18 protein-coding genes are annotated in these 22,304 nt (G+C 35.7%); 2 read left to right on the plus strand and 16 right to left on the minus strand.

From position 1 onward, the window contains the following. Window positions 1–228 precede the first annotated feature (228 nt). From WCV66_RS00795 to WCV66_RS00850, 12 genes are all read right to left on the minus strand, one after another. Window positions 229–1,560, minus strand: a complete 1,332-nt coding sequence (locus tag WCV66_RS00795) for a CoA-disulfide reductase (protein WP_066328417.1) — start codon at window positions 1,558–1,560, stop codon at window positions 229–231. A 192-nt stretch (window positions 1,561–1,752) separates the two neighbouring features. Beyond that, entirely contained in the window at window positions 1,753–2,991 is a 1,239-nt protein-coding gene (gene sstT / locus WCV66_RS00800; RefSeq protein ID WP_338787623.1) for a serine/threonine transporter SstT, read from the minus strand. A gap of 584 nt (window positions 2,992–3,575) precedes the next feature. Then, window positions 3,576–5,909 (minus strand): ABC transporter permease, encoded by a 2,334-nt coding sequence (locus WCV66_RS00805; protein ID WP_338789375.1) that lies wholly within the window; start codon window positions 5,907–5,909, stop codon window positions 3,576–3,578. Window positions 5,910–5,919: 10 nt separating this feature from the next. After that, window positions 5,920–6,681 carry an ABC transporter ATP-binding protein gene (locus tag WCV66_RS00810; RefSeq protein WP_338787625.1) on the minus strand — a complete coding sequence of 254 codons (762 nt, stop codon included), beginning with the start codon at window positions 6,679–6,681 and terminating at the stop codon, window positions 5,920–5,922. A 140-nt stretch (window positions 6,682–6,821) separates the two neighbouring features. Then, the gene (locus WCV66_RS00815) at window positions 6,822–8,087 is read right to left on the minus strand and encodes a HAMP domain-containing sensor histidine kinase (protein ID WP_338787626.1); all 1,266 of its coding nucleotides are present in this window, start codon (window positions 8,085–8,087) and stop codon (window positions 6,822–6,824) included. After that, window positions 8,087–8,773, minus strand: coding sequence for a response regulator transcription factor (locus WCV66_RS00820; protein WP_338787627.1), 687 nt, complete (start codon window positions 8,771–8,773; stop codon window positions 8,087–8,089). Before WCV66_RS00820 ends, WCV66_RS00815 begins: the two co-directional genes overlap by 1 nt. A gap of 423 nt (window positions 8,774–9,196) precedes the next feature. Further along, window positions 9,197–10,159 (minus strand): tRNA-dihydrouridine synthase, encoded by a 963-nt coding sequence (locus WCV66_RS00825; protein WP_338787629.1) that lies wholly within the window; start codon window positions 10,157–10,159, stop codon window positions 9,197–9,199. A gap of 187 nt (window positions 10,160–10,346) precedes the next feature. Further along, window positions 10,347–11,747 (minus strand): 23S rRNA (uracil(1939)-C(5))-methyltransferase RlmD, encoded by a 1,401-nt coding sequence (gene rlmD, locus WCV66_RS00830; RefSeq protein ID WP_066328248.1) that lies wholly within the window; start codon window positions 11,745–11,747, stop codon window positions 10,347–10,349. A gap of 18 nt (window positions 11,748–11,765) precedes the next feature. Continuing rightward, window positions 11,766–12,632, minus strand: coding sequence for a DNA-3-methyladenine glycosylase (locus WCV66_RS00835; RefSeq protein ID WP_338787632.1), 867 nt, complete (start codon window positions 12,630–12,632; stop codon window positions 11,766–11,768). 96 nt (window positions 12,633–12,728) lie between these two features. Continuing rightward, window positions 12,729–13,478 (minus strand): delta-lactam-biosynthetic de-N-acetylase, encoded by a 750-nt coding sequence (gene pdaA, locus WCV66_RS00840; RefSeq protein ID WP_413789650.1) that lies wholly within the window; start codon window positions 13,476–13,478, stop codon window positions 12,729–12,731. 240 nt (window positions 13,479–13,718) lie between these two features. Beyond that, entirely contained in the window at window positions 13,719–15,257 is a 1,539-nt protein-coding gene (locus WCV66_RS00845; RefSeq protein ID WP_338787635.1) for a fumarate hydratase, read from the minus strand. A gap of 266 nt (window positions 15,258–15,523) precedes the next feature. Continuing rightward, a complete protein-coding gene (locus WCV66_RS00850) occupies window positions 15,524–15,712 on the minus strand; it encodes an SE1561 family protein (protein WP_066328242.1) in 189 nt (62 codons plus the stop codon). A gap of 136 nt (window positions 15,713–15,848) precedes the next feature. Between WCV66_RS00850 and yfkAB the strand changes: the two genes are divergently transcribed. Beyond that, window positions 15,849–16,970, plus strand: coding sequence for a radical SAM/CxCxxxxC motif protein YfkAB (yfkAB, locus tag WCV66_RS00855; protein WP_338787637.1), 1,122 nt, complete (start codon window positions 15,849–15,851; stop codon window positions 16,968–16,970). Between the two features lie 9 nt (window positions 16,971–16,979). Further along, the gene (locus WCV66_RS00860; RefSeq protein ID WP_338787638.1) at window positions 16,980–17,828 is read left to right on the plus strand and encodes a mechanosensitive ion channel family protein; all 849 of its coding nucleotides are present in this window, start codon (window positions 16,980–16,982) and stop codon (window positions 17,826–17,828) included. A gap of 63 nt (window positions 17,829–17,891) precedes the next feature. Here the strand turns inward: WCV66_RS00860 and WCV66_RS00865 are convergent, their stop codons facing one another. From WCV66_RS00865 to cax, 4 genes are all read right to left on the minus strand, one after another. Then, on the minus strand, window positions 17,892–19,139 hold the full coding sequence (locus WCV66_RS00865) for a hypothetical protein (RefSeq protein WP_338787639.1): 1,248 nt from the start codon (window positions 19,137–19,139) through the stop codon (window positions 17,892–17,894). Window positions 19,140–19,246: 107 nt separating this feature from the next. Next, window positions 19,247–20,041: a YfkD famly protein gene (locus WCV66_RS00870; RefSeq protein ID WP_185653936.1), complete on the minus strand. Its 795-nt coding sequence runs from the start codon at window positions 20,039–20,041 to the stop codon at window positions 19,247–19,249. A 67-nt stretch (window positions 20,042–20,108) separates the two neighbouring features. Further along, complete coding sequence (locus WCV66_RS00875) at window positions 20,109–20,714, minus strand: membrane protein (RefSeq protein WP_338787641.1); 606 nt, start codon at window positions 20,712–20,714, stop codon at window positions 20,109–20,111. Window positions 20,715–21,188: 474 nt separating this feature from the next. Continuing rightward, window positions 21,189–22,244: a calcium/proton exchanger gene (cax, locus tag WCV66_RS00880; protein WP_066328227.1), complete on the minus strand. Its 1,056-nt coding sequence runs from the start codon at window positions 22,242–22,244 to the stop codon at window positions 21,189–21,191. Between the last annotated feature and the right edge of the window lie 60 nt (window positions 22,245–22,304).

The raw sequence follows: 22,304 nt of genomic DNA on the forward strand, positions 1-22,304 counted from the left end.
CTTTGTATTACCGGTTTCAGTTCTATTTAAAAAATCGGCTGTCATTACTCGGTTTTTGTAGATATCTGTCGAAATCTTAGGGAGCACAATGTGAATCAATGGGATATATTGGATAATATAACTGATTTTAAATCTTTGTTAAAGTGATACTCCCAATTAAATTTGAACAAAAATCCGAAATGGTTTTTGTACTCTATTGTTGGGGTCACTGAAGTAAGATTACTTTTACTATTTTACCCTTCTAGCAGCTTTTTGAATCGGATCCCATACGCCATTATATGGCGGGGCATAGGCCAAATCCAAGTCAAGCAATTGGTCGGTAGTCATTGAGTTAAATAGCGCAGTTGCTAACACATCTATACGTTTATCCACTCCGTCCCCACCAATAATTTGTCCACCAAGAATCATATGAGTTTCTTTATGATAAATCAATTTCAAAGTCAGCTTTTTATTATTAGGATAATAGCCAGCAATATCAGAAGATTGAATTGTGACTGATTGACAAGGGATGTTTAACAACTTTGCTTCCATTTCTGATATACCCGTCCGACCAAGTGTTAAATTGAAAAATTTAATAATCGACGTTCCTACAACACCTTTAAATGTTTTATGAATATTGACTATGTTTAATCCAGCGATTTGACCCTGCTTATTTGCGTGTGTACCTAAAGGAATATGGTCATCCTTTTCTTTAATACGATGATATTGTATTGCACAATCTCCAGCAGCATAAATATCTTTTATACTTGTTTGCATATAGGCATTTACCTGAATAGCACCATTTACACTTTTTATGATTCCTGTACCTTCTAAAAAGGTAGTATTTGGTCTTACTCCAATAGCTATCAATACAAGGTCTGTTTCATACTCTCCTTTGTCGGTTTTAATAAACTCAACTTGGTTTTTTCCAGAGAATGCTTCAACAGATTCCCCCATTTTGAGAATAATGTTTTGTTTCTCTGCTTCTTCATGGATAAACTGCGCCATTTCATGATCAAAAATTTTTGCTAATTGCTCATTCCTTTCAATTATTGTCACCTTTTTACCTAATTCAGCAAAACACTCAGCCATCTCTAAACCTATGTATCCACCACCAATGACTGTAACGTTTTTAATATCCCTCTGCATATAATCAATTATTTCCTTTGCATCAGGGATGGTCTTTAACGAAAAAATACCCGAAAGACTGGCACCCTCCCAATCCGGGACCACCGGACTTACACCAGTAGCAATAAGAAGACGGTCATAAGACAAGCTAAATGATTCTTCATTTGAATGATCTATCCCACTCACCGTTTTATTTTCCGAATCAACCTGAAGTACCTCATGAAAAATGCGTGCATCTATTCCGTATTTATCACGAAAAGTCTCTTGAGTGCGGGCAATTAGCTTTTCTGTTGAATCAATTTTCCCACTGATCACATAAGGAAGACCACATTGTCCATAAGAATATACTCCGCCTTTTTCAAGAACGGTAATTTCGTGTCCAGTGCTATTCCGTACAATTTGCATAGCAGCACTCATCCCTGCTGCATCACCGCCGATAATTATAATTTTCATCCGCAACCCTCCTATCACTATTTTCCATTTAAATTGGTTTTTTAAACATAGAAAAGTGCTATTTACTATCCCCCGTCTCTATCATCAAGGTGAAGCCTAAATAAATTTCCCCATAAAAAAACTGCACTTCAAATTGTTAGTCTGGTCTAACAATTTGGGTGCAGTTCAACCGCATATAAGAAGATTACCTCTTTATGCTGTTTTGTGTATATCTATTTTCTTTCCTTCTTTACGCCACTCTTTATATTCAGCAGCTGCTGTGAAAAGTACGTCTGTAGATGAGTTAAGTGCTGTTTCACTAGAGTCTTGTAGGACACCAATAATAAAGCCTACCCCAACTACCTGCATAGCAACATCATTTGGAATTCCAAATAAGCTGCATGCTAGAGGAATAAGTAATAAGGATCCACCAGCAACACCTGAAGCACCGCAAGCACTTATAGCTGACAGTAAGCTGAGAATGATTGCTGTAGGGAGGTCCACTTCAATACCAAGTGTATGAACCGCTGCGAGTGTTAAAACAGAAATAGTAACAGCAGCACCAGCCATATTGATGGTTGCACCTAAAGGAATGGATACTGAATAACTATCCTTATTCAAACCTAGATTTTCACATAATCTCATATTTACAGGAATATTTGAAGCTGAGCTTCGTGTAAAAAATGCTGTAATTCCACTTTCCTTTAAGCACTTAAAAACTAGTGGATAAGGGTTTTGACGTATATACGCAAACACAATTATTGGATTGACAACCAATGCCACAAGTGCCATACAACCGATCAAAACAGCAAGTAATTTCCCATAGCTTAACAACGACTCAATTCCATTTGTCGTAATAGATTCAAACACTAGCCCCATGATTCCTAATGGTGCAATCTTAATCACCCATGTAACAATTTTTGATACAGCATCTGAAAAATTAGAAATCAATGTTTTTGTCGTATCAGGGGCATTTCTTAAGGCCAAACCAAGGAGTATTGCCCAAGCTAAAATACCAATATAGTTCGCATTATAAATTGCACTAACTGGGTTATCAACAACGTTCAGCAATAATGTTTTGAGAACCTCTACAACACCACCAGGAGCTGTCAAATCCACAGCACTATCTACCAAATTTATGCTTACTGGAAAAATAAAACTTACAATAACGGCGATTAATCCAGCTAAAAAGGTTCCTAAAAGGTATAAGAAGATAATGGATTTCATATTCGTTTGGTGACCACTTTTGTGTTGAGCGATGGCCGACATAACCAAGAACAGTACCAATACAGGTGCAATTGCTTTTAAAGCACCTACAAATAAAGAGCCAAAAATTGCAACAGGCTTGGCTGCTTCGGGGACCGTTACAGCCAGGATAATACCAATAATCAAACCTACAATTATTTGTTTAACCAGACTCAATTGACTCCACTTTTTCATTATATTTTTCATAAATGTTCCCCCACTTGTCTAAGATATAATTGCCCATCATTGCTAATATTTCTAATAACCCATCGATAAGAATGCAGTCTATTCAAGTGCATGCAATTAAATAGTAGATGACTCTTATAAGGGTAGCACCTACCTAAGTATTGAAGTTCTCTTTAAAACCTTCATCTAATAAAGGTCATAATATAAATAAATAGTTTTAAGGAGGATTAATTTTGAAGATTATACACTAACTTTCCACTCCATAAAGACATATGTCCTTCTAATTAATAGTATTATACTGACTTTTTTGGTATATTACAATATTATTATGATAAATTAATATATTCATAATAGTTAAAATATTCACATAAATATAAAGAGTAACACTTTACATTTATATTATTTTTGTTAGATATTGCTATTTTAAAAGAACTTTAACTCCCAAGAACATAAATCCTTAATAATTCCTTGTACACATCCACGAATCACCGTTTCGTAAAAATAAATAGCGGTCAGTGCTTTTAATTACTAAAAACAATGCCGCTATCCTAGGTGCTAGTCACCAATTATTTATTTCCATAAATACCTGAGTTCATCGTTTCAAACTATTCTGTAATTAGCGCATAAGCAGAAATTTTCTTAATACTTCTAGATACGAACATTGAGACAAGGTAGGCTAAAATAAGGATGCCTACACAAGGTAGTAGAATAATTGGTAAATGAATAGTAAAATCCAAACGTTTAACCCCTGCACTTGATAGTAATAGGGAAAGCATAGGATTAGTGAAATAAAACCCTAGCACACCACCAATTGCAACACCTGTAATAATCACAGGCAGAAAACTGATGGATATTTGATTCATCAGTTGAATCGTTGAATAGCCAATAGCTTTCATCACCCCAAACTCTTTCTTACGCTTAATAATCATCGTTTTAATAACAAGATACAGAATCATCACAACGACTAGAACGGTAATTGTCAAAACCATCACCATAACAGCAAACACTGCAGTTGTATACATACCTGTCTGGCTTTCTATATTTTCATCGATATCTAACGTTTCAACAATATGATGCCCGTACTGAGACTGGACATTTTTGATAAAGTCTTTGTTCGATATACCATCTAGATATACATAAAGGGACTTACCTTTATAATCTGAATGTAATTGCTGAATGCCTTCCATTGTTACAGCAGCTACCTGCCCTAAATTACCAATTGATTGACTGAGGCCAGTTACTATATAACTACTTGCTTCATTCCCATATTCTACTTCAACCGTATCGCCAATTCCTTTATTGATTTGATTTGATACAACCCATGAGATAGATATTTCATTTTCATGGACTGGCTGTCGCCCTTCATAGACGATATTATTCTCTAATTGTTTATAACGGTCAGTAACGTTTGTATATACAGTTTGATCATCAACTTTTGTTTCAATTAAATCGAATATATTTACTTTCCGTACATGATCCATTTGTTCAATGTCACTCAAAAGGTCTCTTGTATCTGCATCCGACTTAACAGTCAGAAACACATTTGCCGGTTCTGATCCGAATATGTTAACAAATGCGGTTTTGTCTGAAGCAACATTGTAATACAGTACCGCTGAAAAGACTGTAGCAAAAGTTAAAGCAATAATAATTAAAAGAATCATCATATTTTGTTTTGCATTTGCTAGCATTGATTTAATAGCAAGTAAAAAATGAAGGCCACCTCTCGCTTGCTCCAAAGGAAAGTGATTTTTTCTAAAACTATGAGTATGAATACCTCCACGAAGTGCCGCAACAGGGAGAATTTTTCGAACTCGAAAGGCGGATAGTAATGTAACGATTACAACACAAAAACTAACAAGATTGATACTGACTAAATTTATGATGATGTCAAATTCTTGAACCCATATTAAGCCAGTTAAAGTTGAAATAATTCCTCCGAAGAATGGCATTAGTACATATGACAATGCAATCCCAACCACACTCGCACAAAGAACAATTAAGATAAACTGTAAAATAATTGATGAGAGAATTTGCCAACTTGTATAGCCAATAGCTTTAAGTGCTCCTATATTTTCCATCCCATCTTCTATGCTATTTGAAACACGGAATCTAATGACAATTAGTGATACGAGCACGATAATGGTGGCAAAAGCTACTAATATTGTAGCAATAATATTAATGGTCAATGAATTGACATTTTTCACTAATCCAATATCTAATCCCAAAATATATGAAGTTGATTCATTTGCTTGAGATTGAACTTCCTGTATAAAATCATTATTTAAATTTGAAGATTGTATTTTATCTTCCATCATTGCAGAAAGTATCAACGCTTTTGATCGATTATCCAGTTCGTCTGCTAATTGTCGATACGAAGTTTCTGGTAACATAAATTTCATAACACCTATGTTGTTTGTACCCATCATCGTTGTTTCAAAGAATCCAGAAATTCGATATTCATATTCCTTGTCTTGATATGTGAGGGTAAAATGATCACCTAATTCATACCCCCCATTTGTTTTAAAACTGTAAGGAGCAAAGATATCATTGGTACTCGATGTATTTAGCTTTTCAACCAACTTTAACTTTCCAATATTACGATTTGCATCCGCATTAAAAATAATGGCACTACTCGTTAATTCACCATTACCAAATGTAAAATTAGCAATGTCCATATTTATAATATATTCTATTTCCGTCTCTGTTACCCCAGGATAGTTCTCTAAAAATTCCCTATATGTCGGTTGATAACTTTCATGATCCATAACAAACGTTACATGAGGATCTTTTAATTGTTCAATTTTATTATCAAAAAATGTATTTAGTTGAGTAATGACCATTAGTCCTATATTTAGTAGTAGCGAAGCCACCAAAATAAATATAAATAAAGAAGCTGTAGCAGATTTACTTTTTCTAATATTCGCCATAGCTAGATTCATAATCTTCACCTTACCACCCCATTTCTGCAAGGAAGTGTTTGAGCTTTCCATGGCGCTCAAATTTCTCATTCTCACTGTATACACCTAAATGCAAGTCACCGCAAATTACGCCATCTCTCAAATATATAATTCGATTTCCACGTAATGCAGTTTTAATATCATGAGTTACCAAGACAATACTTTGTCCATTACGATTTACATTCGTTAATACATCTAAAACACGATCACTAGATGCAGAATTTAACGCACCGGTTGGTTCATCTGCAAATAATACTTTCGGGCTGTTAATTATTGCTCTTACAATCCCAACTCGTTGTGCCTCACCACCAGAAAGCTGAGTTGGAAATTTAGACCATGAGTTTTCACTAATCCCTACTTGTAGTAATTGTTCTTTCGCTTTTTTAACGAGTTCCCGCTTATTTTTATTTATTAAAAGACCACTTGCCAGTACATTATCGAGTACGCTCATATTGTCTAGTAAATAAATTTGTTGGAAGACAAAGCCACAATGATTTCTTCTAAATACCGCTAATTGATCGTTGCTTAAATTAGCTAAATTTTTTCCAGCAAAATCGATTTCACCTAAGGTCGGTTTATCCATACCACTAATTGCGTAAAGTAATGTAGATTTCCCAGACCCTGAACTCCCCATTATGATTGTAAAATCCCCTTCTACTAAACTGATATCTAGGTTTTTTAAAACATGCTGCTGAATTCCACCGCTAGAGAAGGTTTTACACAGCTTCTCCGTTCTAATAATTGTTTTTGTCATAATTTGCTCCCATCCCCCTTTATTTTAATATTTCTTATTTTCGCGCTATAAAAAAAAGACTGTAAAGTAGATTACAGTCTTATCATACAAAATGAGTTCTTATTAAGTCTTTGTGCAATTCTTAACTAATTCTTAATTCATCATGCAAGCTTGATTTTCAATGCTACTGTAAAACCATCTTCTCGGTTGTAACAGCTAATATGGCCATACATATTTTCCATGAAGTACTTTGATATATATAGACCAAGTCCTGAACCATTCTTACCTTTCACATTTCTTCCTCGATAATATTTATTGAACAGGAGAGGTAATTCTTCTTCACTAATTCCTGATCCGAAGTCTATAACGTGGAGTTCAAGATAACCCTGATAGATTTGAGACTTAATAGTGACCTTTGTACCTGCATATTTATATGAATTACTTATAATATTGTCTATTACCTGCTGCATACGGACGGGATCCGTTAAAATAATACATTGTGGAATTGGATCATAGAAGATTTGATCATCATAATTGACGTTCTCAATCATATCAACAAGCATTTCACTCGATACTTCAGTTACCGTTAATTTTAATTGTTGCAGTTCTTCTAATGTGGCGTGAAACATATCCGTAACAAGTAAGTCAATTTGCTCTGCTTTCGAATAGATCGTATTCACTTGCTTAATCACCTTATCCTCATTTGCCTGCATTAGCATTAATTCACTAATCGCTTTGATTGAAGCGACAGGTGTCTTAACATCATGACTTAATGTAGCCACAAGCTCTTTCTTACTACGATTGGATTCATACTCTCTTTGTCGTGCACACCCTAGTTCTTCACGCAATAAATCAAAACTTTCCGTGAACGCACCAAAGTAATTGTTCTTGTCCATATTTAAAGTTATATCTAGATTCCCTCTAGCAACGCTCGCTGCAAAATTTTGAAGCTGCTGAAATGGTTTCAATATCGTTCTATAAATATAGATAATATAAAGAATACTAAAAATCATTAATACACCAAATATCAAACTTACAAATGTGACCAGTTCACTTTTCATTTGTTGCACTATTTCTTGTTCGTTGTTGTGAATAATTATTTTCCCTACACTCTCGTCATCTTGCTTCAGATCTATAATTGTGTCCCTATTTTTTATGGAATCGTATAAATCGATAAAGTGATTATCTGATGTTTGATAAATCACGTTTCCCAAATGATCTATTATAGAAAATGGTTGTTTTAAGTCACTGTTTTGAAAAGTTTCTTCACTAACTTGTCCCCAATTTTTCTCGACAGTTTTAATCACATCATTTATGGCTACAACATCTACATCTGTAAAATTTTTATTTTTAATAACTATTACGGAGAGAACAATACTCACACTAAAAACAACCAGAATTGTTACAATTAGAAATTTTATTTTCATTAGTTGCTATCCTCTAGAACATATCCTGTTCCCCAAACAGTTTTTATAAATTGCGGATCCTTTGGATTACTCTCAATTTTCTCCCGTAAATGGCGAATATGAACATTTAGGGTCCCATCCCCTACAAAAGAATCTTCCCATACATTTTGAAACAATTCATCTTTTGTGATGATCCGGTTTTTATTTTTTGCAAGGTAAGACAGAAGTTTATATTCCATCGTTTTTAGTTGAATAACAACACCATTTACTCGTACACGGTGCAGCTTTGTATCAATTTGGATCTGTCCAAACTCTAAAACTTCTTGTAGGTTACTAGAACCACTGCCATATCTTTTGAGTACTGCTTTTACTTTTGCTAGTAAGATGCTTAATGTATATGGCTTTTGAATGTAATCGTCACCACCTATGTTTAGCGCAATTAGAACATCATCATCGCTAGAACGTGCACTGATAAAAAGAATCGGAACCTGCGTTGTTCGGCGCAATTTTTTACATAAATCAAATCCAGAAGAATTCCCAAGATTAATATCAAGAAGAATCAATGATGGTTCATGTTCCTTCAAAAAACGTTCACACTCTTCAGCACCTGTCACAAATGCCGTTTTGACTTCAAACATATTAAAATATTCACAAGTTGTTTCAGCTAAAGCAATCTCATCATCAACAATCAAACAATCTAATTTCATCGTAAAACTCCTAGAAAAAGATTATCCTAGTTTGTTAACAGGATATTTACAGTATACATTAGAGACAATAGAAATTCGATGAAATACTGGATCGGCAAGGTTTTGAGCAGAAAAAGACCCCGAAATCGCAAAAGATTTTTCAAACGAAATCAGGGTCGGTTTAGCAAGAGTTTATTTATAGGTTACAATTTTAAAACTCACTGTGACACACTCCACATGGCAGATGCATGTGGCAACACAAAGGTGCTGGTGGGTTTATTACATTCTTAAGATCATTTTCTTTTTAGAAAACAGACTTTATCAAAACAAAAGTTGCCGCTGCAAAGGAACTTGAAACTGAATAAAATAAGTACATATGAGTTGATGTGATTCATTTTTTCTCTAAATTTTTGAGAGTTACATCATTTCACTGTCCCCGTTCCATCAACATTCTTTTTCAAAGTTATCAAGCAATGCACGCACTTCATCTGTTGATTTCGTGTTCATCAATTGATTTCTTAATTCACCAGCTCCACGGAATCCTTTGACATAAATCTTGAAAAAGCGATGAAGCCCTGTGATTGAACGTGGTAGTGCTTCCGCATATTGATCTTGAAGATCAAGCTGCAGTCTTAAAAGATCAAGGTATTCTTTACTGCTATGCTCTTTAGGCTCTTTTTCAAAAGCAAAAGGATTTTTAAAAATACCTCGCCCGATCATAACGCCATCAATTCCATATTGTTCAGCAAGCTGCAGCCCAGTTTGACGATCAGGAATGTCTCCATTGATTGTTAGCAGCGTATTTGGTGCGATACGGTCACGTAATTTTTTAATTTCCGGAATTAGCTCCCAATGCGCATCTACTTGGCTCATTTCCTTTCTTGTACGTAAATGAATAGAAAGGTTCGCAATATCCTGTTTTAAAATATGCGTTAGCCACTCCTCCCACTCCTGAACCTCCTTATAGCCAAGTCGTGTTTTCACGCTGACAGGCAGTCCGCCCACTTTTGCTGCTTGAATAAGTTCTGCGGCAACGTCTGGACGCAGAATTAGGCCACTACCCTTCCCTCTCGATGCCACATTCGGTACAGGGCAGCCCATATTAATATCGATGCCTTTAAATCCTAGCTCTGCCATGCCAATACTCATTTGACGGAAATATTCGGGATTATCCCCCCAAATATGTGCCACCATTGGCTGTTCATCTTCTGTAAAAGTCAAACGGCCACGCACACTTTTCATGCCCTCTGGATGACAATAGCTATCCGAGTTTGTAAACTCTGTGAAAAATACATCCGGTCGACCGGCTGCACTAACTACGTGACGAAAAACAACATCTGTCACATCTTCCATTGGTGCAAGTACAAAAAATGGTCGTGGTAAATCACGCCAAAAATTATCTATCATTTCAAACTCAAATCCTCTCACTATGGATACAACTTCAAACTCTCGGTCCAAAGATATAAAGCCAAATGTTCTATTTCTTTTACACTTATATCATGCTTAATAACTTATTATCAAACACAAGTACATTTGAACATTTATAATTTGTTAAAAACTATTGAGAAAATCGCACAAAGGCAACTAGCGATTGTTAGTTGCCTTCTTTTAAAATGAGTTGCGAGACGCACTCCACATGTGCCGTATGCGGAAACATATCCACCGGCTGAATATACTCAACCTTATAATCCTTGGACAAATAATCTATATCCTTAGCAAGCGTTGAAGGATTACATGAAACATAAACAAACTTCTTCGGCTTCACCTTTTTTATCGCATCCAACAACTTACGGTCACATCCGGTCCTTGGAGGATCGACAACTACAACATCTGGGCGCCATCCTTCATCAACCCATTTTGGAAGCCAATGTTCCGCAGTTCCTGTTACATAGGTTGCATTCTCAATTTCATGCCTTTTTGCATTATACTGGGCATCAATAATCGCGGCTTCAATTGTATCCATCCCACGAACTTCGCTAGCACCACTTGCTAGCCATAACCCAATTGTTCCTACACCACAATATGCATCAGCAATTTTTTCCTTACCAGTAAGGTTTGCTGCCTTTTTCACCTCGTCGTATAGCTTAACGGTTTGAACAGGATTTAGCTGGAAGAAGGCACGTGCTGAAAGTTCGAAGCTAAGATCTCCAAGTGTTTCTTGGATTACTTCCTCACCACTAAGGTGAATCGTTTTTTCTCCAAAGATTAGAGAAGTCTTATTTCCATTTATGTTTTGCACGAGTGATTTTACTTCTGGTAATCTTTTCTGAATCTCAGCCATAATTAATTTTTTACGCGGAACTTCTTTTTGCGTTGTAATTAGAACCACTTGAACTTCACCTGATTGAAAACCTGCACGGGTCACAATTGTTCGGACAATACCCTTCCGTTTTCGTTCATCATAGATTGGTACATTGAAGTCTTCGAGAATTTGTTTTACTTCCTCTGATACTTTATTTGTTAGTGGATGCTGAACCATACAATTTTGAATTGGAATTAATCGGTGTGAGTCAAGACCATATAAGCCTGCAATTACCTTCCCATTTTTTTGTTGGCCGACTTGAAATTGACTTTTGTTGCGATAATTCCAAGGCTCTTCCATACCAATGGTAGGACGAATATCGAGTTTATCTACCTTAAGCTTTGTATGACGTTCCATCGACTGCAAAACGATATCCCGTTTTTCCTTAAGCTGTTGGTCATAAGCTAAATGCTGAAGCTGACATCCTCCACATTCTTCATAAATTGGACATGGTGGTTTTACCCGGAAAGGTGATTGCTTACGAATTTTTTTTACTATTCCCTCTGCGAATTTCGGTTGAATCTTTGTAGCTTCAACTAGTACCTCTTCGCCTGGAAGTGCACCAGGTACGAAGACAACCTGCCTTTTAAAATATCCAACTCCTTCCCCATTGATACCTAGCCTTTTAATTGTTAACGGAAAGGTTTGACCTTGGGTTATTTTTATTTGATTGTCCTGCTTTTTATCTTTCATTATTAAAACGCTCCGTTTCTACTCAATGCTTCTCCATAAATATAATGTAGCGTAGCTTAAATATGGCGCCCATAGCTTACTATATTGATCCATTTCCTCACTTGTTGGCTTCTTCTCAAGGTTGAAATGCTTTTGAATGGCTTTTTGAATCCCAATATCAGCTTTCGGAAAAAGGTTTGGTCGCCCTAATCCTGCTAATAATAGATTTTGAACTGTCCAAGGGCCAATCCCCCGTACTTTGATTAGCTTTTTCATAATCTCTTCATCAGACAGCATGTCCAGTTCGGATAAATTTAACTTCCCCTGTGAGATAAGTCGTGAAGTATCAATGACATATTCTGCTTTTCTACCACTGAATTGCAAAGCCTTTAAGTCTTCATACTCTAAAGCTGCTATAGTTTCCGGTTTTGGATAAAACCAAACATCGTCAACTTGATAGCCAAATGTAGTCACAAATCGCTTTGTTAATGTGTGAGCAAACGCTAAATTCAACTGTTGATGAATGATACATTTCATTAAACAGCTATAAAGATTAAATTCTAACACAATTGGTGTCCCTGCATGCTGCCTAAAGATTTCTGCAATGTTTGTTGATTGAAAGTGTAATCCAAGTGTATGTAATGAAAAATCCCACTGAAAGATCCTTTGCACTGCCTTTAACGCAAGTTCTTTCACACTTTCATCACTTCCACTAATTTCAAAGCTAGGATTCATTATTGAACCAACAGCTTGTACTTTTATGACAAAAGGATTTTCGTCTATGACTACTGGAACCTTTACAAATCTATCATCTTTATTAAGAAAAATAACAGGATCTAATGAAAGTCGATCTAACACTCGATCAAAATCATATGGGCCTTCGGCTGCAACAATTTCCTTCCACATTACGCTTACATCCTTTGCTTCTTTTTATTGCCTATTATAGCATTTTACATAACGTCTGCTTTCTAAGACCAATAAAAAACCCTTTGAGATCTTTCATCAAAGGGAAAATAAATAAGGGTGATCGATCATTTTATTGATCATCAAATCATCCAAGCTTTTAAAAATATAGCCTTGCTTCTCTAAATCAACAATTGCTTGATCAAGCGCTTCAGCATTATCTTTCGAAACTGTGTGAAGCAAAAGAATCGACCCTGGATGGATTTGGCGCATTATATTATCGTAAGAGTATTTCCAACCCTTTTGTGCATCAACTTTCCAATCTATAAATGCTAATGACCAAAAGACAGTTGTGTAACCAAGCTCCTTAGATTTAGCGAGAACTCGTTCACTAAAGATCCCCCTTGGTGGACGCAGATAGCTCATCCCTTTTTGCCCAGTAAGCTCCTCAACTTTTATTCGCACGGACTCAAGTTCCTCTTTAAGCTGATGATCACTTTGTGTTGTTAAATCCTGATGATACCAAGAGTGATTCCCAACTATATGCCCTTCTTTTACCATCCGTTTTACCAATTCTGGTTCAGTGTTTAAATAATGACCTGTGATAAAAAATGTAGCAGGAACATTTCGTTGCTTTAATACATCAAGTACTTTAGCTGTATATCCATTTTCATATCCATTATCAAACGTTAAGTAAATTTCCTTTTTTGTAGGATCACCTAAATAAAACGAACCATATTTGCTTAAGAGGTCATCTAATTCCTTACCAGCAGAAGCAGGCTCATGATTTTGACTCTTCTTAAATCCCCAATGAATTGGTTTATTGGATTGGGCGGAAACAGTACTCATAGAAAGAAAAATGAGACAAAATAAACTAACAGCGATGGACCATTTTTTCATCTTTGTTCTCTCCTCATTATTGTCATTATGTATAGTGTTTATTTAGAGAGAATTTCCATACTGAAAAAAAATTCCAAGGATTATTTGTTCTAGATTTTAGAGGTCTAATGATTTAGTTTAATGATATGCTCCCACTCACATCAAAAAAGAAGACCCAGGTCACCCAAAGTCTTCTTCTCAATCAATTATTTATTTAAATACTGGCTCTTTGAATTGCGCAAGCTTCTCTAATGAAGATTTATCAACATCTGCATGTAGACTATTACCATGAGAGTCCATTGTAACAACAGCGGTAAAGCCTTCTACTTTCAAGTGCCACATTGCTTCTGGGATACCGAATTGCATAAGGTCGACACCTTCAACAGATTTGATACAATCTGCATAGTATTGCGCGGCTCCCCCAATAGCATTTAAGTACACTCCACCGTGCTCACCTAGGGCTTTTAGTGTTTTTGGTCCCATGCCACCTTTTCCAATAACTGCTCGAATTCCGAAGCGCTTCATAATGTCACCTTGATAAGGTTCCTCACGAATACTAGTTGTTGGTCCAGCTGCTTTTACATGATAGTTGCCGTCTTCATCCTTCATCATAACTGGACCACAGTGGTAAATAACTTGTCCATTTAAATCAACTGGTGAGTCATTTTCAGAAAGATATTTATGGATCGCGTCACGTCCTGTATACATCATGCCGTTAATTCGAACAACGTCTCCAACTTTTAGCTCTCTAATTTTCTCTTCTGTAATTGGTGCTTCAAGAACAACTTCTCTCGTTTGAATGGTTTGTTCTTCAGTAGCTGCCACTTCATCATGACCAAAATCAATCTCTTCTCCATCTTGGTACAGCCACTCATTAATTGAACCATTGTCAGGATCAATGAATACACCAAGTCGACGATATGCCCAACAATTGTAGGCAACCGATACAAAGAAGCTTGCTGGGATACGGTTGATTACACCAATTTTACAGCCAAGTAATGTTGTTTCTCCACCGAAGCCCATTGTACCAATTCCTAGTTCATTAGCATGTTCAACTACATATTCTTCAAGCTGACGTAAGTCTTCACGTTGATTTACATCATCTATTCTTCTAAAGAGCTGTTCTTTAGCTAGTTCATAGCCACTAGTACGATCTCCGCCAATTCCTACTCCGATAAACCCGGCACTACAGCCTTGTCCTTGTGCTTGGTAGACAGAGTGCATAATACATTTGCGAATACCATCAAGGTCTCGTCCAGCTTTCCCAAGACCATCAAGTTCACAAGGTAAGCTGTACTGAATGTTTTTATTTTCACAGCCACCGCCTTTTAAAATAAGACGAGCATCAATATAGTCATTTTCCCATTGCTCAAATTTAATAACAGGTGTTCCATCTCCTAGATTGTCCCCACTGTTATCACCTGAAATTGAATCTACTGAGTTTGGTCGAAGTTTTCCATCTTTCGTTGCTTGTTCGATTGCACGCTTTATTTCTTTTTTCATCGCTAGTTGATTAGCACCAACTGGAACCTTTAATTTAAATGTAGGTAGGCCTGTATCCTGACAAATAGGTGAAATATTGTCATCAGCCATTTTTATATTATTCGTAATCGTTGCAAGTGACATCGCTGAACGAGTCCCTGCGCTTTCTCGTTGCTTTGCAGCTGCAATTGCTCGTCTTACGTCTTTTGGTAAGTTAGTCGATGTTTCTACAATTAATTGATACATACTTTCATAAAAGTTCTCCATCTCGATTCTCCCCTTATAGAACAGCAAGCGTCACGACATTTTGTCAGTGAACGATGAACTGCTTCTTTATTTCGTTTTAGATTTGTTAACTTTCGGTCTTTTCTCTCAATTTTTATTATACTCCTTCCGATATTTGTTGAAAAGATGTATTCAAAGCGCTTTCAGCTTAACTAAGATATCGACCGTTCCACAATAAACTACACCTTTCTCGAAAATCTCTCCACCAAATAAAAAAGAGCCGACACAATAGTGTCCAGCTCTCCCACTTATTTTTCCCAACCCTTTTTAAACTGATCATGCTTAAATTCAAGGTCATCAAGCATTTGTAATAAACGATCTATATCATCTACATCAGTAGATTCAGGATCCATTGAGTCAAGTACTTCTAAAAACATATTTAAGCGATTTTTTAAATAAGATAGTTGTGAATCTTTATCTTGAACTGCGTTACCCATCTTATCTCTCCTTTCAGATAATTTCATCGTAGCTTAAACGTAATTTTTTGACAACCATATTTCCAACTCCCACCTATGATAACGAATAGGGTTCATGATAAAATGGTTGTTATGCTATAAATAAAGGAGTATCCTCATGAATGCTATAAAATCTTTAAAACAAATTTCAACTTCATATGACCCATGGGAAGCTTACTTAGATGTTGAGCAATATGGAAAAATGTCGTTGACAAATATTGAGTTCACAACTACTACACTATGCAATATGCGTTGTGAGCATTGTGCTGTTGGCTATACATTACAACCTAAGGATCCTAACGCTCTGCCACTTGAGCTTCTATTAAAAAGATTAGATGAAGTACCTACACTCCGTTCTTTAAGCATTACCGGTGGTGAACCGATGCTCTCGTTAAAATCAGTTGAGCAATACGTTGTTCCTCTTTTAAAGTATGCCCATGAACGTGGAGTGCGTACACAAATAAATTCAAATTTAACACTTGACTTAAAGCGATATGAAAAAATCATTCCTTACTTAGATGTATTACATATTTCTCATAATTGGGGAACGATCGAAGAGTTTGTAGAGGTTGGATTTGCTGTAATGGATCGAAAACCAACTTATCAGCAAAGAGCTGCATTATTTGAAAGAATGATCGAAAATAGCCGCGCTCTCGTTAAAGCAGGTGTGATTGTATCAGCTGAAACAATGCTTAATAAGCGGACACTCCCCTATATAGAAAAGATCCATAAACAAATCGTTGAAGAGATGCTTTGTCAGCGCCATGAAATCCATCCTATGTATCCAAGCGATTTTGCAAGTAGCTTAGAAACGCTATCCTTGTCAGAAATGCGAAATGCAATTCATCATTTATTAGATATCCGTGATGAAAATGTTTGGATGCTATTTGGAACATTACCGTTTTATGCATGCAGTAATGAGCAGGTTGATTTAGAATTAATTAATCGCCTTCGTCAAAGTAAAAACGTAACGGTTCGAAATGACCCTGACGGCCGTTCACGTCTTAATGTTAATATTTTTGATGGAAGTATTATCGTTACTGACTTTGGTGATGCTCCTGCATTAGGTAATATTCAAGATAATACACTACAATCTGCATACGATAAGTGGATGGAGTCTAAATTAGCGAAATCGCTTAATTGCCATTGTCCTGAAGTAAAATGTCTAGGACCAAATATACTTGTAAAGAATAGCTATTATCAAGATGTTGATTTTTCTGCACGAAAATCAAATATATAAGGTGACCAAATGGAGCAATTAAAGGAACTCATGGATTTGAAAGTCTTTCATATTTTACTTGTTGCCGTTATTTTATGGATTAGTGTTTTTCTCATAAATATTATTATCGGTAAATTTTTTCAAAAGACAAACTTTATTGAAGAACGAAAAGAAAAAACAATTGAGAGTATGATCCGGTCTTTAACTAAGTATACAGCCTCAATTAGTTTTATTTTGTATGTAGTTTCTCAATTTGTTGATAACTTTGGCTCAATTATCGCTGGTGCTGGGGTTGCTGGAATTATCATTGGTTTTGGTGCACAAAGCCTTATAAAGGATATTCTAGCCGGATTGTTTTTGATCTATGAAAAACAGATTCACCAAGGTGACTTTATCACAATTAATAATACGTTTAATGGGACAGTTGAAGAAATTGGCCTTCGCTCTTTAAAGGTACGTGAATGGAGTGGAAAGCTTCTTACCATTAGTAACGGGGAAATTAAACAAATCCAAAATTATAATATCGACAGAATGAGGGTAATTGAACGAGTGGTTGTAAGGTTTCGAGAAAATCCTGAAAAAGTATGGTCTGTCCTTGAGAAGGCATGTGTAAAAATTAATCAAGAATATGACCACTGCTTAAAGCGAGATCAAGAGGATTGTGTCATTGAGCCCTTTCAACTATACGGAATGACTTCATTAAATTCAGGATATCGTGGATATGAATATACGATTACTGGACTTGTTGATGATCAAGCCTATTGGAGTACTGCTAAAGAAGCAAGAAAGATAATTGCCCAAACACTCTATGATGAAAAAATTGGTCTTGCGGAGGAGCAAATCTTACTGAATCAACATGAAGACTCTAGCTCAAGATGATTAGTGAAATAAATAAGAACTGAATCCGAAAATGATTCAGTTCTATTGTTTTATTTACCTACTCTATTCATCGTAAAGTGTAATCACATCAATATTTTCCAACCACTTTTTAGCATTGGCACCATTCGTATCTGAAATCCATATATCGCGATTCTCATCGGTTATTGACTTCCCTCTAAACCAAATGAGCTTTTTAGCAGATTGAATACTCATTGGATTATAATCGCCAAAGCCCACTGGTGGCTTGGATATTCTCTCCTGCTTGTTATTACCAATATTTACTGAATACAGAGAAGGTAATGGATGCTCATTAAAGTCATTTGACCACTCCTTTTCTTTTACTCTGGAAGTAACAATTGAATGGTCATTAATCCATGTGAAATCTAGCTCTGTGTAATTTTGCGGGGTAAGAGAGCCTGATACTGGCATTTCCTTAATCTTCAAATCTTTATCTTTAAAACCAAATACAATTCTACCGCCTCCAGCAATATAGGCGATGATATCTTTTGTTGGTGCCCATTTTGGTTCACCAACTCCAAAGATTACTTCATCTAATACTTCAAATTTTTCCCCTTCTCTTGAAATGACACAAAGCATATTGCTATCCATCGACCAGGAAGCTGTTGGTGAAACAATGAAGGAAATCCACTTGTTACTAGGTGAGAATTCAAATTTATCGGCATATATAGCAGTGATTTTCTTTTTATTAATGCCAATCTCTTTTGGAAGAGTAAAAAAATGATCTACTCCACCAAATAAAATAATATCATCGTAAGAATCATTTACCTTTTTAGTATAAAGAATCGCACTTGTCCACCCATCTGGTCGGAGTACTCCCGCAGACGAAAGTAAAAATCCACTTCCATCAGGTAACCAGGTGTAACTGTCAACACCAGTTGCCATATTATAAAATCGTTTAAAATTTGAAATATTTAATATACCCTTTGCATTAAAAGCAATGACATTTTTCCTTGGTGACCATGAAGGAGAATATCCATCATAAAAAATTTTCTTCTTTACCCCAGTTTCAATATGATAAGCCCATACTTCAACCTGTTGTCCATTATCTTGTGCTTCAGAAGAGTTTTCAATTTGATATGCTAGCCATGTTCCATCATGTGACCATTGAAGAGTTGGATAAACTCTCCCTGTATTCGTAATTTGTTTTTCTTCCCCATTAACCAATGTCCACAAATCACCATCACGTATAAACGCAATTTTAAGATCCTTTAGTTCGGATATACCTCCAGCTACTATTATATTTGGAAAAAGTATTGCCATAATAATCACAAAGAAAATAACTCTATACACTCTCTTGCACTCCTTAACCAAAATATAGACATTAAAAGATACAATTTTTGCATAAAAAGCCTATTAAAAAGACCAACACGCACTGCGCATTGATCTCCTTCTTGTTTTTATCTAGGTCGGTCTGATGTCACAAAACCAAAAGATGCATGGTCTTGCAATGGAATCCAAGCACCAATTCCTTGTGAGGTAATATTTTTTACAACAATGCTTTTTTTGTTTCCTTTTAGCACTAAGTAAACTTCTCCATATGTTACTTTTCCTTTTTCATTAACTGCAGGCGCATATGCATATAAATAGCCAAGTTTTTTTGATGGAATATTATATACTTGGTCCTTTTTCGTTCCAGCACCAATAATCGTCTCAAATGAAAGTGGCAGATTTGTTTTCTGCATCGCCTTTAAGAGCATCATTTTTTTCACATGCTCCGACTCAGGTACTTTTGCAGTTAGTCCACCTTTAATAGACTTCTGTGCTTCCTGCTTATAATGTACCTGAACAGGTGATTTCCCACCACGATTATCTTGATAGTTTGTATTAATTTTTTGATATTCCCAATTTGTTGCAGTTTCAGTGGATTCGTAATTTAGCGCCCATTGTCCTAAAAATATCGTTGCGCGATATCCAAATGCAAGAGGAGCATCGGAAATCGTCGTCTCATTTAGGATCCTGATTAAATCGGGGTTTTCAATTGGAACATCTGACGTATCAATTAAGCTTTTAGTTAGCTCACTTGGTTGAAGATATGGCAAATCCTGTGTTGGATTCGGATACGTATTTTCCTTTGATATCTCCATAACCGAACTTGGAATCTTTGGCTTTTGTTGTTTTCCCTCTGCTAGAACAGCACTTGAAAAACTAAATGATAAAAGCAATACTAGAGAAACGAGCAACCATTTTTTCATACTTTCTACTCCTTTCAAAATGCTTACCATTAGTGTTTTCAAGTGTGAATTTGTTTATCCAATTTTTTTATCTTTTGAGTAACATTTCATATCTTTTTGATACTGGAATGTTAATATATTGAATAATAGGTCCGATGAGGAATGTAATAATAATCGTCCCTATTCCAATTGGGCCTTGTAGGAAAAATGCTAGAATTAACGCACATACCTCACCTATTGTTTTAGACACCATGAAGTTTAACTGAAACCTTTCATGTAATGAAATCATTAATTGATCAATAGGATTTGCAGGGAATTTAGTTTGAAGGTACATCGCTACACCAATTGCAATAAAGACAATTCCGCCTATGAGTGAAAAAACTTTATATATAAGCAACTCAAATTGAAAATTCTCCAATACAACCAACAACCAAAAATCAACTGAAAATCCAATTAGTAAAATTGTTGCTAACGCAAGTAGCTTAGGCTTCCCCCGCACAATAAATGCATTTAAAAACATTAAGACAATTCCTATAATAACGACCCAACTACCTACTGTTAGTCCTATTTTAGTAGAAAGTCCAACGTTCAATGCATCCCATGCTCCTGCGCCAAGATCAGCTTTAATTGTTAACGTTACTCCAAACCCCATTAAAAAAAGGCCAAATAAATAAAATAAAATTCTTATTTTCATCATCAGTTTCCTTTCATGCAAATGCTATACATTATGCGTAGCATTTTACTTTAAGACATGTTATCCAAATAAATAAACAGAATATTTACAAACCTTATAAAATGATGTATGATAATATCATACGAAAGATTATCACCTAGTAATTTGGCAATGCTTTTTGCAAGCGTTACCAATATCTCTAGTTATCTGTTTCGTCCTACACATTGTAAGACTCTGTGCATTTGCACAGAGTCTCTTTTTATCTTCTAACCCTTCTAATACTATCATATCCTTTTACTAATCCACAGTAAATATTGCTTAATTATCCAAATCTATCAGCATTATGTAAACAAATGCCAAGCAGTAATCTTGTTTATCGTCTTAAATTCCTAAAGTGGCTGCACAAATAAAAAAGAAGTGAAAATCTTATTGATTCACACTTCTTTCTCAATATGGTTATTCTATTCACACAATCATTTAGTAGCATTAACATTTCTATAGTAGATAAAATCCAATCCCCATAATGATATAAGCTGCTAATAGTGTTGCACCTTCAAACCAGTTTGTATCTCCATCATTTGTTATCGAAATCGTTAATAGTACAGCTGTAACCATAGATATCAATTCTGGTAACGTGAAGACTAGCGGCATATTTTGAGGAAAAAAAAGTGAAATTAACACTAATACTGGAGCAACAAACATTGCTACTTGCAATGTTGATCCAACAGCAATTTCTACTGCAATGTTCATCTTATTTTTATAGGCCATAATAATTGCAGATGCATGTTCTGCTGCATTTCCAACTATCGCTACAATGATAACACCAATAAATAACTCTGACCATCCAAACTTCTCACCAACCGATTCAAACGTATGGACAAGATTTTCAGATACGTATGCTACTGCAACTGTTGAAAGCAATAAAATAACAAGGGCCTTCATCTTTGACCATTCTGGTTCCTCATGCTCTTCAACAAGATCTGTCTTATGCTGATACACTCCACGATGTGTAACAAGCTTGAAGAACAATGCAGCTAAATAAAGAATAATTAGAATGACAGAAATCCCTATACTCAGTGATAACGTTTTTGTTTCGTTCATATCCATCGCAAATACTTCAGGAATAACAAATGCAACAATTACCGCGAACATTAAAAGTCCTGAATTATGACGAGCATCATAAACATTAAACTCCTGGCGCTTAAATTTCAATCCACCAACAAAAAAACTTAAGCCAGCTACTAGAAGAAGGTTCCCTAATACAGAACCAGTCAAGGAAGCTAACACAACCCCCACTAACCCAGCTTTTAAAGCAAAAATTGAAATAATTAACTCAACAGCATTTCCAAACGTTGCATTTAACAATCCGCCGACCCTCGGACCTGTTACGATTGCCAAGCTTTCTGTTGCTCTACCCATAAAACCAGCGAGGGCAATAATTGTTAGGCAATAAACACCAAACATAACTACTGATGGCCAGTGAAATATGCTCCCTAAAACTGAAAGTGGAATACCAATTAAAACAACAAGCGTAAAAATTCGATTTACCAATAGATTCACCTATCCTCACATTTAAAATGATACTTTTCTACAATTGAGACAATACCTTTT

The sequence above is a fragment of the Metabacillus rhizosphaerae genome (assembly GCF_037201795.1).
In the GTDB taxonomy this organism is placed as follows: domain Bacteria; phylum Bacillota; class Bacilli; order Bacillales; family Bacillaceae; genus Metabacillus; species Metabacillus rhizosphaerae.